This window comes from Saccharibacillus kuerlensis DSM 22868, from assembly GCF_000378145.1.
GTDB classification, from domain to species: domain Bacteria; phylum Bacillota; class Bacilli; order Paenibacillales; family Paenibacillaceae; genus Saccharibacillus; species Saccharibacillus kuerlensis.
Map to the genome: position 1 here is coordinate 221,937 of NZ_KB899278.1, position 14,126 is coordinate 236,062.

The following is a 14,126-nucleotide window of genomic DNA, read 5'->3' on the forward strand; positions in this document are numbered from 1 at the left end:
ATGACTCATTTTTGAACACACACCATAACTGAAGCCGTTCTCTTATGCTATATCGGCAGGTCGCTTCACTCCGATTAAGCAGGCAGATATTCCGTTATTCACAAATCGATAGCGTACTTGTCGACAAGACCGGCAAGCAAATGCTCAAGCCTATTGTACCCGGAAAATGCCTGGTCGCCTAGCGGCTGCTTTGCACGAACATTCAGGACTTCGGACGGATTGCAGCTCCCGATAATCGAAGAAAAAGAGTAGTTTACGGATAAAAAAGACCGCCGGAGCCATGCTCCCGCGGTCTTTCCTGAACATCCTGCTCAATTACTCAAGGAAATCTTTAAGCCGTTTGCTGCGGCTCGGATGCCGGAGCTTACGAAGAGCTTTGGCTTCGATCTGGCGAATCCGCTCGCGGGTTACACCGAATACTTTACCCACTTCTTCGAGCGTACGGGTGCGGCCGTCATCCAGTCCAAAACGAAGACGGAGCACATTTTCTTCCCGGTCAGTCAACGTATCAAGCACATCTTCAAGCTGCTCTTTCAGCAGCTCGTAAGCGGCCGCATCTGCGGGAGCCAGTGCTTCCTGGTCTTCAATAAAGTCACCCAGATGCGAATCGTCTTCCTCGCCGATTGGTGTCTCAAGCGAGACCGGTTCTTGAGCGATCTTCATGATTTCCCGGACTTTCTCTACGCTGAGCTCCATTTCCGCAGCAATCTCTTCCGGCGATGGTTCGCGTCCATACTCCTGCAGAAGTTGGCGGGAGACTCGAATCAGCTTGTTGATCGTCTCCACCATGTGTACCGGAATCCGGATCGTACGAGCCTGGTCGGCAATAGCCCGGGTAATGGCCTGTCGAATCCACCAAGTCGCATACGTACTGAATTTGAACCCTTTTTGGTAGTCGAATTTCTCCACCGCTTTGATCAGACCCATGTTGCCTTCCTGGATAAGATCCAAGAACAGCATTCCTCGTCCGACATAGCGCTTGGCGATGCTGACAACAAGTCGAAGGTTGGCTTCCGCCAAGCGGCGCTTGGCTTCCTCGTCGCCTTCTTTGATGCGCTTCGCCAGTCCTACTTCATCGTCGGCGGAAAGGAGAGGAACACGACCGATCTCTTTTAGATACATACGTACCGGATCGTTGATCTTGATGCCCGGCGGAAGCGCGAGATCGTCTTCGAACCCGAACTCTTCGCCGCCCTCCTGCTCACTTCGTGGACGAGGGCGCTCTTCTTCATCGTCGCTCTCGCCTCCTACCTCGATCCCCAGGTCTCCGAGCTGTTCGTAAAACTCGTCAATCTGCTCAGGATCCTGATCGAACGGCGACAGCTTTTCGGCAATCTCTTTGTAGCTGAGCTGGGATCTTTTTTTGCCTAGTTCAATCAGCTGCTCTTTCACCTGTTCAAGGGTCAGTTCGCCTTCTAATTCCGTATGTTGCTCGTTCGCCATTCTAGACTCCCTCCTCCCTGGATTTCGAACCAAAAACCCGTTCGTTACTGCCGTTCCAGGGCTATGATTTCACTTGCGATTTGAGCGGCGAGCAGGAAGTCGCCCTCCTTCTCGGCGCGCATCATGTCTTCGCGCTTGCGTTCGATCCCGCGCAGGTGAGGAACTTTGCGCACTTCTCGAATGCAATCGTCCAGTACCTGTTCGTTCCATTCGCGAGGCCCTTCCATCATGACAATGGAACTGACCGTTTTCTCCAGCTTCTCGTCCTGCAAAGAAGCGATGAATCGGCTGCTGTCGGGCTCGCGATCTTGTGCATAAAAAGCGTAAAGATAGGCTGCGATCGCCGCGTTCTCGGGTACATTGAACTCGTCACCCAGACGTTCCGCCACATAATCGGCCGCCTGCCGGTCCTGCAGCATTAAATACAAGAGACGTCTTTCGGCGGCCTGGTAAGCGGGAAGCAAGTCGCGATTTGGACGCGCTCGGCGTTCCTGAGGGAAGAAATTCTCTTCGTGAGCGCCATAATTCCCGCCGCCAAAGCTGCCTTTTTTAGAAAATCCGCCTTTGCCCCCATAATCGCCGCGATCGCGATTTTTACTTCCGTATTGTCCTCCGCGACCGCCCGATTGAGGGCCGGAATATGCCGGACCCGGATCTTCCTGACCCGGTGCCGGCCGGTGCTGCTCCTGCCGAATCAGGTTGCAGTCCTGTTTAAGACTTTCAAATGAAATATCGACCTCGGATGACAGCTCTCGCAGATAGACCTCACGTTCTGTCGGCGAACTCAATGCTGCAATAACCGGCAGGCCGGCTTTCGCGTAATCAAGCCGACCGCTCTCCTCGGACAGCTTGTAATTCCGGCGCAGATTAGCCAGACGGAACTTGGTTGTCGATGCCGCATCCTCCACAACCTGGCGCATAAAGCGTTCTTTTCCGTGGGAACGAATATAGTCGTCAGGATCTACACCTGGAGGAAGCATCGCAATTTTTACCTGCAGTCCGGCCTGCTCGAGAATAGGGATACTTTTGAGAGCTGCGTTCTGTCCCGCGTTATCTCCGTCGTAGCAGACCAGTACTTCGTCAGCAGCCGTTTTGATCATTGCGGCATGCTGCTCGGTAAGCGAAGTTCCCATCGTTGCAACACCATTATGCACGCCGGCCTCCCAAGCTGCTATAACATCGCCGTAACCTTCGAATAATATGACCTGCCGCTGTTTGCGGATGGCACTTCGTGCCTGATCGAAGTTGTACAGTACCCGGCTTTTGTTGAACAACCGGCTTTCCGGCGAATTCACATACTTGGGATGTCCCTCGCCGAGTATACGTCCGGCAAAAGCGATCGTCTTGCCGCTTCGATTGGCAATCGGGAATATAATGCGGCTGCGGAAGCGATCGACGTATCCGTCGCCGCTCTGTCTGGCCGAGATCAGCCCGCCCTTCTCCATTTCTGCCAGATCGAACGAACGCTTATCCAGAAACTGGACGAGTGTGTCCCAACGGTCTGGCGCAAATCCGATACGGAATTGGTCGATCAATTTGTCGCCAATGCCCCGTCCGCGCAAATATTCCAATGCAGGCCGGCCGTGCTCGGTGTTTTTCAACAGGAAATGATAGAATTTTTCGCTCCATTCGTAAGCTTGAAGGAGACGTCCGGTTTCTCGGTCCTGAGGCGACTCCGGCTTTCCTCCTGTATTCTGGAAAGGGATGTGCGCCTCTTCCGCCATAATCTTCACGGCCTCGGGGAAGGATAGTCCTTCGATTTCCATCCTGAATTTGATGGCGTTGCCCCCCATGCCGCAGCCGTAGCAGTAGAAAATCTGGCGATCCGGCGTCACCGTAAAAGAAGGGGTCTTTTCGGAATGGAACGGGCACAGGCCTTTCATATATTTACCCTGTTTGGTCAGATGTACAAATCTGCCTACCGTTTCGACGATATCGTGCTGATGCAGCACCGCATCGATCGTTTCCTCCGGAATATTTCCGTATTCCGTACTCATATTAACCACCTTCTAATAAAAATAATATTCGCTATACCTCTGACTTCTCCTGCAAATCATGTAAAAGTTTTAAACATTTTTCCGAAAAGGCAGCCCGGTCCTCGGCCGTAAATTTCTTGGGTCCTTTGGTCCGACCGCCTCCCCGGCGGACTTTTGCGCTCGTATGGCGGCGATCCAGCAGAAATTCGATGTTTTCCGCATCGTAAACGACTCCTCGTTCAGAAAGAGCAAAAGCCCGCTTTGCCAGCACCAGCGCAGCAAGTCCATAATCCTGCGTTACGACCAGATCCCCGGCCCTCAAATGATTGACAATGTATAAATCTGCACTTTCTTTGCCCCGGTCTACCCGTACAACTTCCACGCCTTCTTCCGCGCGCAGAACATGATCGTAAGAAGAGACCATAATTATCGGTACACCGATCTTTCCGGCCGCCGCCTTGATCTCATCTTTTACAGGACAAGCATCGGCGTCAACCAGAATACGCATATGATTCGCTGCTTCCATGGCTGCCTCCTCTCGGCCCGATAAAGCGGAAGGAGCGGAGCCCACTCCATAGAACCGGGCCCGTACTGCATACGACTTGCACTTATTCATTCGCTTCCTCAGACAACAGGCTATGCGAAAAACGGAACGTTTCCCACAGGGGAAACGGGTACTCATCCCGTTTCCCCTCAAAGAGAAACAAATGCTCCCGCGCCGCCTATCGGCGCGGGTCCTGCTCTCTGTGCGGGAAAAATTCCGTATCGGTTACTTATTTAACTTTTCTTATTTGCAGGCGAGAACAGTTCTGTTACTGCCAGACCAGTTTGCCGAAGTCGGCAAATCGCTTCAGATCAGCGTCGATTGCAGCCAGCAGAGCGAGACGATTAGCTCGTACATTTTCATCCTCTGCCATTACCATTACCCGGTCGAAGAACGTTGTAATCGGCTGTCGCAGTCCTGATAAGGCCGTCAGTTCGGCTTCAGCGGCGTTCTTACGGCCTTCTTCATCAGCTGACGTCCGTGTCTTCTGCCGCTCATGAAGCGTCGTCCATGCCTCATACAGTTCGCGCTCCGCTTCGTCTTCGAAAAGCTCCGGCTTCACTTTGCGATTATCGGACTTCGAGGCCAGATTGCTGGTCCGCGTAAACGATTCGACCGTTGTCTTGAACTCCTCTTCAGTCAGCACAGCTTCCATCAGCGCTTTACCGCGCAGGATGACTGCTGGAATATCTCCAAAGCCGGCCGCAATAACGGCATCGACAACGTCGTAGCGCAGCGTATCCGACAGCAATTTTTTGACACGAAGTTCGAAGAAGTCATGCAGATCTTTGCGCACTTCTTCCGCAGTACGCTTCAGATTTCCGGCCTGCTCGTGCACCGAGATTGACAAGTCGAACAGCTGCTCCAGCGTGAAGTCCAGCTTGTGATCGAGCAGGATCTGCACAATACCTGCAGCTTGACGGCGCAGTGCATATGGATCCTGCGAACCCGTCGGGATAATGCCTATGCCGAAAAATCCGACGATAGCATCAATTTTGTCTGCCAGGCTGACTACCGAACCGACAATGGAAGCCGGAGCGGATTCGCCTGCAAAACGCGGCTGATAATGCTCAAAAACGGCACGAGCGACAGATTCTTTTTCTCCCGCTTTGCGTGCATAATCTTCACCCATTACACCTTGCAGTTCAGGGAATTCATAGACCATTTGGGTAACCAAGTCGAATTTGCAAATATCGGCCGCACGGCTGACATCCTGCATATCTTCACTGTCCAGGTTCAGCAGCGCAGCGATCTGATCCGCTGTCTGGCGAATACGGCGCACTTTGTCTCCGGTACTGCCCAATTCTTCGTGGAAGACTACATTTTCAAGCTTGGAGAGCGCATCTTTGATCTGCACCTTCTGATCTTCTTCATAGAAGAACTTGGCGTCCGAAAGACGAGCACGAAGCACTTTCTCGTTGCCTTTGGCAATAACGTCCAACGCTTTGTTGTCTCCGTTGCGAATGGTTACGAAGAATGGCAGAAGCTTGCCTTCGGCGTCCAGTACCGGGAAGTAGCGCTGGTGCTCTCTCATCGAGGTGATCAGCACTTCTTGAGGAATGTTCAGGAACGACTCCTCAAACGTGCCAAAGAGTGCCGTAGGCGTCTCGACGAGGAACACAACTTCTTCAAGCAGATCTTCCTTGATTGCAATATTCCAGTTTTTACTTTCGGCCAGATCGCGAATCTGCTTCAGAATAAGAGCCTCGCGTTCCTTGACATCGACCAGCACATGCTGGGCCCGCATGGACTCAACATAGTCGGAAGCTTTCGCGATCGATGTTTCACTGCCCAGGAATCGGTGCCCGCGTGACACGCGACCTGTCTGAACATCCGTAATTTCAAATGGTACGACTTCTTCACCGAACAGAGCAACCATCCAGCGGATTGGACGCACGAATTTGAAGTCGTAAGCGCCCCATCGCATATTTTTCGGGAAGGTCATGGACGTAATAATGCTTTTCAGCCCTTCAGGCAGCAGCTCGGATGCTTCCTGTCCGTTCAAGCTCTTAGTCGCATAAATGTATTCAACGCCGCCAACTTCCTTAAACGTAAAGTCGCTTGCTTCGACACCTTGACTGCGGGCAAAACCCAATGCGGCTTTTGTCCATTCGCCATTTGCATCCTGCGCGATTTTGCGGGAAGGGCCTTTGACTTCTTCGCTGACATCTTCCTGTTTCTCGGATACGCTGAGGGCCAGAACAGCCAAGCGGCGAGGCGTTGCGTAAACTTCAACTTTCTCGTAACCGAGACGCGAAGCATCCAGCCATTTTTCCGTTTTCTCGCGAAGCTGATTCATCGCGGCACGCAGGAAGCGGGCCGGTACCTCTTCAAGCCCGATTTCGAGCAGCAGATCCTTTGCCATTACGCTTCCTCTCCTTTCTTGATCAGCGGGAAGCCAAGCTTCTCGCGCTCCTCGACATAAGCAGCCGCTACTTTACGCGCCAGGTTGCGCACTCTTGTAATGTAGCCGGTCCGTTCGGTCACGCTGATTGCGCCCCGGGCGTCAAGCAGATTGAACGTATGCGAGCATTTGAGCACATAATCGTACGCCGGAAACACAAGATTTTCGTTAGCAGCTCTTGTCGCTTCCTGCTCGTACATATTGAACAACGTAAACAACATTTTGACGTCCGAAAGCTCAAAAGTATATTTGGAATGCTCGTACTCTGCTTGACGATACACGTCGCCGTAAGTCATGCCTTCCACAAATTCCAGATCGAACACGTTCTCTTTGTCCTGGATATAAGAAGCGAGACGTTCCATGCCGTACGTAATTTCAACCGCTACCGGGTTTGTCTCGATTCCGCCAACCTGCTGGAAGTACGTAAACTGTGTAATTTCCATACCGTCCAGCCATACTTCCCAGCCAAGACCTGCACAGCCCAGCGTCGGGTTTTCCCAGTTGTCTTCTACAAAGCGAATATCGTGCACGAGCGGATCGACACCGAGAGCCTTCAGGCTGTCCAAATACAGCTCCTGAATATTGTCCGGAGACGGCTTGATAATAACTTGGAATTGATGGTGCTGATAAAGCCGATTCGGGTTTTCTCCATAGCGTCCGTCGGAGGGACGACGCGATGGCTCAACATAAGCCACTTTCCACGGTTCCGGTCCCAACGAGCGGAGATACGTCATCGGATTCATTGTGCCGGCGCCTTTTTCGGTATCGTAAGGCTGTGCGTTAATACATCCCTGTTCTGCCCAGAACTGCTGCAGCGTCAGAATCATGCGTTGAAAATTCATAAGAGCACCCCTTTGCAAATTGATTGGCTTCCCGGAACGGGAGCTCCTGCAGGCTTCTGAAAGCGCACAAAAAACTCCCGTCCTTACGCCTGATTGGACAGACGTAGGGACGAGAGTCGGTTTGCATCTTACATGCAGTTCAACACCCGCGGTTCCACCCTACTTGAATGCACGGCGCCGTGATCCGGTCGCGATCGCATTCCTCTTTTCCGTACGCTTAAGGTTTCGCCGACTCCCGGAAGTGCCAAATCATACAAATTACGGTTATTCCGGGCTTGCACTCTCCCCGGTTCGCTGATCAAAACCGTCTTCCCATTCGTATGTCTTCCGTTCAACGCCGCTGCGAAACATTCAGCAATGTTACTTTATTGTAAGGCCCGAATTCTTATTTGTCAAAGCCGTACTTGTCCAGCTGATCAAGAAATCGCTTTGACTTGAGATTCATGCCGATATGTTCCTGCATCAAGGCATTCATGACCATTTTCAGCTCTGCTTTTGTATCCGGCTTAACATCCACATTACCTAAACGGCGCAAATCCAACTTCGCAAATACCCGCAGCAGCGACAGCGCACGTGCAGATACGGGAACCGCATAGGAGTCAGCCGCCCGGAAAGGGGTGCTGAGCACTCCGCCAAGCCGCGGGCTGATCCATGCATCGCCTTCTACCGGACGCTGACTGGCGGAACAGATTTCCAGCTCGGGACCGTAACCGGACGCCTGGAGCATCTTCATCTCGAACAGCCGCATCATGACTTCGGGATCTTTGCCTTCGCGCATCCCGGTCAGAAACGCCAGAAGCTGTTCGAACCAGAAGCTTCCTGTATCCTCATCCTGCAGTGCCCGATCAATCAGTTCGCAGGCATATGAACCGTGTGCCGCCAGCACGAGATCTTCTCGCAGCTTGTGATTCGATTCATAGATTTCGCCATCGTTCAACGTGCCCAATCCGCTGCCGCCTCGGAAGAAAGTAAATATACCGTGAGTAAAAGGTTCGGTTAACGAAGAGTGACGGCTTTTAAGCTTTTTCGCTCCCCGTACCAGAACGCCAATCTTCCCGTGCGTTTGAGTGCACAGTGTAATGATCTTGTTAGTCTCCCCGTAATCCATCGCCCGGATAACAATTCCTTCGAGACGGTACAGCATACTAAGCGTCCCGGTGGAAGCCCAGATCGCGCAGAACGCGATCCTGATTGCGCCAGTCCTTCTTCACTTTAACCCATAGTTCAAGGAAGATTTTCGAACCGAGCAGATTTTCGATATCTTGACGCGCCCGTTTGCCGACTTCTTTTAGCATAGCGCCCTGTTTGCCGATTACGATCCCTTTCTGCGAATCGCGTTCTACAAAAATGACCGCACCCACATAAACGATGCCGTTTTCCTGCACTTTCATATCCTCGATGGTAACCGCAATGGAATGCGGAATTTCTTCGCGGGTCATCTGCAGAATCTTCTCGCGAATCAGTTCCGCAATAACAAACTGCTCAGGATGGTCTGTAACCTGATCTTCCGGATAGTACTGAGGACCTTCCGGCAGATACTTGCCAATCTGTTCCATCAACGTGTTTACATTACTGCCGAACTTAGCCGAGATTGGTACGATCTCCGCGAAATCATAAAGCTTGCGGTACGTCTCGATCAACGGAAGCAGCGCTTCCGGCTCGATCAGGTCAATCTTGTTCATAATCAGGAATACCGGGGTTTTGATCCGTTCGAGCTGCTCGATGATGTAGCGATCTCCACCGCCAATTCCTTCGGACGCATCAATCAAAAATAGAGCCGCTTCCACTTCACCCAATGTATTCAACGCCGTGTTATTCATGAAATCGCCCAATTTGGACTGCCTTTTGTGAATACCCGGTGTATCCAGGAAAACAATCTGCTTCCCTTCCCCCGTGTACACCCCATGAATTTTGTTGCGCGTAGTTTGCGGTTTGTCGGACATGATCGCAATTTTTTGTCCGATAATTTGGTTCATCAATGTCGACTTGCCAACATTCGGCCGACCGACGATAGCTACGAACCCGGATTTGAAGCCTTTTCTGCTCTCCATCTTATTCCTCCTCTTGATGTTATGATTCCGTTCTTCCGTTACACCACTTATTTATCCAGATTCCAGGGACCGAACGCATCCGGCAGCAGCTCGCCGATCGTCGTTTCACGGATTTCGCCCTTCATATTGCCCAGCACAACCGGCATATCAGGTTTGCAGAGCTCTACAAGCACCTGACGGCAGACGCCGCACGGTGCGATTGGCCCGTCCGTTTCACCGACAACAGCCAACATAGCAAAACTGCCCGGGCGATGACCGTCCGCCACTGCGCGGAAAAGTGCTGTACGCTCTGCGCAGTTGGAAGGCCCGTACGCTGCATTTTCAACGTTGCATCCATGATGCACATGTCCGTCCTCGCTCAGCAGCGCCGCTCCTACCTTAAAGCCTGAGTAAGGCACGTAGGCCTGTGCACGGGCTTTGATCGCTTCCTGAATCAGTACTGATGCATCCATTATTTCTTTTCCCCTCTCCGTATGACCTATCTTTCGGGTGCTTTCTATTGTACATCTGCTTTGCGTTTACAGCCAGCCCCAGTCTTTTGCCAAACGAAGCAGAGGAGGTATGAAAACGATCAGACCAATGACAGCGGCAAAAAGCGCGGAGGCCAGTACGGCCCCCGCGGCAGCATCTTTGGCTTTTTTTGCCATTGGATGGATTCGTTCTCCCACAGTCAGATTTACAGCCGCTTCCACAGCTGTATTCATCAGTTCCGCAGACAGAACGAGTCCGATCGCCATACAAAGCAGTCCCCAGTCCAGTCGGGAAACCTGCAGCAGCGCACCCAGAAGCAGCACAGCTGCGCACAGCGCCAGATGCACTTTGAAATTCCGCTCCGTCGAAGCTGTCGCCAGGACACCGTCCCAAGCGTTTTGAAATACTTCTCTCCAGGTACGCCGCTTCTCCATCAGCGCGTCAATCCTATTCTCTGCAGAACTGCCTCTTGCTTGCCAATCATCTCCGCCTCGTCTTCCTCGGTCTGATGATCATATCCAAGCAGATGCAAAAATCCGTGAACAAACAGGAATCCGATCTCACGCTCTACCGAATGTCCGTAATCTTCGCTTTGCGCAATCGCACGCGGAACCGAGATAATAATGTCACCCAGCATCTCGTCGAATTGCAGCTCCGATTCGTCGCCTTCTTCGATCTCATAAGTAATTTCCGGCTCGTCTTCTGCAGATTCGCGCATAGCAAACGAAAGCACATCGGTAGGACGATCGATATTTCGAAATTGTTTATTCAAACGGTGAATTTCTTCATCGTCGACGAACGTCAATGCCACTTCTCCGTCCGTTACGCCTTCCGCTTCTCCAGCAGCATCAAGCAGTTGGCGCAGCTGCCCGATCAGCGCTTCGCTAACTTCATATTCACTCTGTTCGTTACTCCATTCCAGCTGCAGACTCATCCTTTAGTTCTCCTTTGTCTTGGGTTTGACCTCTTCGGGATATTCGATCCGCGAGTGGAAAATCCCCATTACCGCTTCTTTCAGCGTTTTGGAGACCACATCCAGTTCCTTAAGCGTGATATCGCACTCGTTAAACTGCTGGTCGTCCAGGCGGCTTTTAATAATTTTACCGATCATCGACTCGACTTGTTCGATTGTCGGCTTATGCAGCGAACGTACAGCAGCTTCCACACTGTCGGCGATACCGACAACAGCAGCTTCCTTAGACTGGGCTTTCGGTCCCGGATAGCGGAAATCCGCTTCGGTAAAGTCCGGGTCTACGCCTCTTTCCTCTGCCTGTTTTAACGCTTTTTGATAGAAGAAATACAAGAAAGTTGTGCCATGATGCTGCTCTGCAATGTCGCGAATGCGTTTAGGCAGCTTATATTCCTTTTGCATCTCGACACCATCGCGAGCATGAGCAACAATGATCGACTTACTCAGCTTGGGATCGATAGAATCATGCGGATTTTCGATATTGTTTTGGTTTTCGATAAAATAGCTCGGACGCTTGGTTTTGCCAATATCATGATAGTACGAACCTACCCGGCAGAGCAGCCCGTTTGCTCCGATTGCTTCAGCCGCCGCTTCCGACAAGTTCCCCACCATCACACTGTGATGATAAGTGCCAGGCGTCTCAATCAGCAGTTTGCGCAGCAAAGGGTGGTTCGGATTCGACAGCTCCACAAGCTTCAGCGCCGAAAGAATGCCGAACGTCACTTCGAAGAATGGCATCAGCCCAATCGCTAAGATAGCGGTCAGGAGGCCCGAAGCCAGTGCGAAAGCAACCGGGTACATTATCGTACTGCGATCCGGTTCGGCATTCCCCATCAATGATAAAGCCAATACGGCCAGTGCACCGAACAAACTGACCATAATTCCAGCTTTGAGAATCGTTGAACGCTGGCTGGCACGGTGTACAGTAAAGATTGCCGCATAAGATACGACCAAAGTATAGAAGCCGAAATGGAAATCGAAAATTCCGGTTCCCGGTTGTCCCGCATTTAGGACAATACTTGCCAATATGGAAAAAATGATTGCGCTGAAATAAGCAAATGAGTTATTCAGCAGCAGCGAAATCAGTGTACATCCGATAGCCACGGGTGCCAGATAACCAACGTATCTTGACATATCGCTCTGAACAAGCGCAGTTAGATGCATGGCAATCAGCATAATAAAGTAAATCATTACGATCATCAGCAGCTGCGGATTACTGTAATTGAATTCAGTTCCGCTTTGTCTAGTAAACAGGAACATACCGAGTGCCAATAAGCAGGACAGCAGCAGCAGACCGAACTGCGGCCAATAATTGATTTCCGTCTTCAGCATGTCATTCTCTTTGAGAAGATTATACATGTCTTCAGTAATGATCTCACCGCGCTCCACCAGTACTTCACCCTGCTCGATAAATACCGTTTCGGTATTTTCACGAGCTTGCACAGCCGCCTCCTTGGTCGCCTCCTCGTCATAGAAACGATTTGGAGTGATAGACAGCTTGATTAGCTCCTGTACAACTTCGCGTGAAGTACGATCAGCCAATGTACTGCGGCTGACAAACTCCGCCACTTGAGCACGAGCCGTCTGAGCATCGGTCACCTGATCGCTCATCAGACGCGATATGATGCTTGTAGCTTCCGACTTCATTCGTTGGATCTGAGCAGAAGTTAGCGAAGGAATCTTATAGAAAGTTTCCTCGGGAATATCATACCCCTGTTCGCTGACTCGATTGCCCACTTCTTTCAGAAAAGCCGCCGAGTATGCGCCGTTATTTCCTACATTGCGAATGGAGTTGGTCATGAACTGGCTAACCCGTTGAGGCAGTTCTTCCCTGTAGATTTCGATCTTGTTCGCGTCGGTAAGCTGATCATCCTGGTTCAGAGTATCGATCCGATCCAGAAGCTGATTGATCAGCGTATCGTTGCGCAGAGGAACAATACGATAAATTTGCTGAACTTTATCGGCTGCCTCCTCCTGCGCTTGCAGCGTCGCCTTACTGTTAGGGATTTGCGCCGGAGCAAGAATCTCTTTGTCGCTTGGCATATTAACCTGAATATCATATTTTTCGGGCAGCAATTTAGGAGCGAGCCCGATATAAAACATCAGTGCCAACAAAGCAAACAGCGACAACTTCACGATCCGGCTGTTCTTCCAACCGGACAGTTTGGGATCGGCTTTGCGTTTCCATTTTTCTTTTGAAGCCATATGGAAGAACCTCCGGTATTAATTCCTGAGCCTATTCCAAACAAACAACTGCGTATTCCATTTGGAAATCGACTCTTATTCGATACTCTCTGACGCTTTATCGTACGCCACAATAATTTTCTGTACAAGTGAATGCCGGACGACATCCTCTTCGGCAAACGTAACGAAACCGATATCAGATATTCCGTTCAATACAAGACGCGCTTCGACCAATCCGGATTTCTTGCCGCGAGGCAGATCAATCTGCGTTACATCGCCTGTAATGACCATCTTTGATCCAAATCCCAAGCGGGTTAAGAACATTTTCATCTGCTCAGCTGTCGTATTCTGGGCTTCATCCAAAATGATAAACGAATCGTCCAGCGTACGTCCGCGCATATAAGCCAGCGGAGCAATCTCGATCAGTCCCCGCTCCAGCGCTTTGGCTACCTGCTCAGTACCCATCACATCGTATAGGGCATCATACAGCGGACGCAGGTAAGGATCGACCTTCTCCTGAAGATCTCCGGGCAGGAAGCCCAGACTTTCGCCCGCTTCCACAGCCGGACGGGTCAAAACGATCCGCTTAACCAATCCTTCCTTAAGTGCCGTAACTGCCAGTACAACAGCGAGATAGGTTTTACCGGTACCCGCAGGACCTATTCCAAATACAATATCTTTTTTCTTAATCGTCGTTACATAATGCTTTTGCCCAATCGTCTTAGGACGAATCGGCTTGCCTCGGAACGTTAAAGCGATTTCCCCTTTAAACAGGTCCAGCAGCTGGTCTGCCCGGAATTCTTTGGCCAGATCCAACGCATACTGCACATCGCGTTCCGTCAAATTATAACCGTTGCGAACCAACTGCAGCAGTACATCAAACAGCTGTTCCAATTGATCCGTTTCATTTTGTGGTCCATGTACGGCAATCTCCGCCTCACGGCTGTCAATACGTGCTTCGAACTGCCGCTCAATCCGTTTAAGATACGTATCCTGCGGACCAAACAGGGCTAATCCTTCTCCCATGTTATGCAGGGGGATCTTGATGCTTCTCGTCTGTTCTGTCAAAAGCTCTCAGTCTCCTTAATCGAATATTCGTTCGTTTTCGACATCTACTGCAATACTTAACATCCTTGCGGACGCTTGAACCTTATTACTCAACTTTACCATTCTACGAGTCCCCATGCAAAAGATTTCGACAGGGTGTTCTTAGCGACATATACTAAAAACCGGCCTATTCC

General features: G+C 51.0%; 12 protein-coding genes. All 12 read right to left on the bottom strand.

Annotated features, from left to right (window positions below; genetic code table 11):
* Positions 1–315: 315 nt before the first annotated feature.
* The 12 genes from rpoD to F456_RS0104000 all read right to left on the bottom strand — a co-directional run bounded on the left by rpoD (position 316) and on the right by F456_RS0104000 (position 13,953).
* On the bottom strand, positions 316–1,443 hold the full coding sequence (gene rpoD / locus F456_RS0103945) for an RNA polymerase sigma factor RpoD (protein ID WP_018975705.1): 1,128 nt from the start codon (positions 1,441–1,443) through the stop codon (positions 316–318).
* A 44-nt stretch (positions 1,444–1,487) separates the two neighbouring features.
* Positions 1,488–3,440, bottom strand: a complete 1,953-nt coding sequence (dnaG, locus tag F456_RS0103950; RefSeq protein ID WP_018975706.1) for a DNA primase — start codon at positions 3,438–3,440, stop codon at positions 1,488–1,490.
* Between the two features lie 31 nt (positions 3,441–3,471).
* Positions 3,472–3,945, bottom strand: coding sequence for a YaiI/YqxD family protein (locus F456_RS0103955; protein ID WP_018975707.1), 474 nt, complete (start codon positions 3,943–3,945; stop codon positions 3,472–3,474).
* Positions 3,946–4,231: 286 nt separating this feature from the next.
* Complete coding sequence (glyS, locus tag F456_RS0103960) at positions 4,232–6,328, bottom strand: glycine--tRNA ligase subunit beta (RefSeq protein ID WP_018975708.1); 2,097 nt, start codon at positions 6,326–6,328, stop codon at positions 4,232–4,234.
* Positions 6,328–7,209, bottom strand: coding sequence for a glycine--tRNA ligase subunit alpha (gene glyQ / locus F456_RS0103965; protein WP_018975709.1), 882 nt, complete (start codon positions 7,207–7,209; stop codon positions 6,328–6,330). Before glyQ ends, glyS begins: the two co-directional genes overlap by 1 nt.
* A 385-nt stretch (positions 7,210–7,594) precedes the next feature.
* Positions 7,595–8,353, bottom strand: a complete 759-nt coding sequence (gene recO, locus F456_RS0103970) for a DNA repair protein RecO (RefSeq protein ID WP_018975710.1) — start codon at positions 8,351–8,353, stop codon at positions 7,595–7,597.
* Position 8,354: 1 nt separating this feature from the next.
* Positions 8,355–9,260, bottom strand: coding sequence for a GTPase Era (gene era, locus F456_RS0103975; RefSeq protein WP_018975711.1), 906 nt, complete (start codon positions 9,258–9,260; stop codon positions 8,355–8,357).
* A 47-nt stretch (positions 9,261–9,307) separates the two neighbouring features.
* Positions 9,308–9,742 (bottom strand): cytidine deaminase, encoded by a 435-nt coding sequence (locus F456_RS0103980; protein WP_483313986.1) that lies wholly within the window; start codon positions 9,740–9,742, stop codon positions 9,308–9,310.
* A 36-nt stretch (positions 9,743–9,778) separates the two neighbouring features.
* Complete coding sequence (locus tag F456_RS0103985) at positions 9,779–10,165, bottom strand: diacylglycerol kinase family protein (RefSeq protein ID WP_018975713.1); 387 nt, start codon at positions 10,163–10,165, stop codon at positions 9,779–9,781.
* A complete protein-coding gene (ybeY, locus tag F456_RS0103990; RefSeq protein WP_018975714.1) occupies positions 10,165–10,665 on the bottom strand; it encodes an rRNA maturation RNase YbeY in 501 nt (166 codons plus the stop codon). The genes F456_RS0103985 and ybeY overlap by 1 nt, the downstream gene beginning before the upstream one ends.
* Positions 10,666–10,668: 3 nt before the next feature.
* The gene (locus F456_RS0103995; protein ID WP_018975715.1) at positions 10,669–12,906 is read right to left on the bottom strand and encodes an HD family phosphohydrolase; all 2,238 of its coding nucleotides are present in this window, start codon (positions 12,904–12,906) and stop codon (positions 10,669–10,671) included.
* A gap of 75 nt (positions 12,907–12,981) precedes the next feature.
* Positions 12,982–13,953: a PhoH family protein gene (locus tag F456_RS0104000; protein ID WP_018975716.1), complete on the bottom strand. Its 972-nt coding sequence runs from the start codon at positions 13,951–13,953 to the stop codon at positions 12,982–12,984.
* Positions 13,954–14,126: the final 173 nt, after the last annotated feature.

Coding starts and splice junctions, on each gene's coding strand:
- rpoD (WP_018975705.1), bottom strand. CDS start 1,443: ATGGCGAACGAGCAACATACGGAATTAGAAGGCGAACTGACCCTTGAA.
- dnaG (WP_018975706.1), bottom strand. CDS start 3,440: ATGAGTACGGAATACGGAAATATTCCGGAGGAAACGATCGATGCGGTG.
- F456_RS0103955 (WP_018975707.1), bottom strand. CDS start 3,945: ATGGAAGCAGCGAATCATATGCGTATTCTGGTTGACGCCGATGCTTGT.
- glyS (WP_018975708.1), bottom strand. CDS start 6,328: ATGGCAAAGGATCTGCTGCTCGAAATCGGGCTTGAAGAGGTACCGGCC.
- glyQ (WP_018975709.1), bottom strand. CDS start 7,209: ATGAATTTTCAACGCATGATTCTGACGCTGCAGCAGTTCTGGGCAGAA.
- recO (WP_018975710.1), bottom strand. CDS start 8,353: ATGCTGTACCGTCTCGAAGGAATTGTTATCCGGGCGATGGATTACGGG.
- era (WP_018975711.1), bottom strand. CDS start 9,260: ATGGAGAGCAGAAAAGGCTTCAAATCCGGGTTCGTAGCTATCGTCGGT.
- F456_RS0103985 (WP_018975713.1), bottom strand. CDS start 10,165: ATGGAGAAGCGGCGTACCTGGAGAGAAGTATTTCAAAACGCTTGGGAC.
- ybeY (WP_018975714.1), bottom strand. CDS start 10,665: ATGAGTCTGCAGCTGGAATGGAGTAACGAACAGAGTGAATATGAAGTT.
- F456_RS0103995 (WP_018975715.1), bottom strand. CDS start 12,906: ATGGCTTCAAAAGAAAAATGGAAACGCAAAGCCGATCCCAAACTGTCC.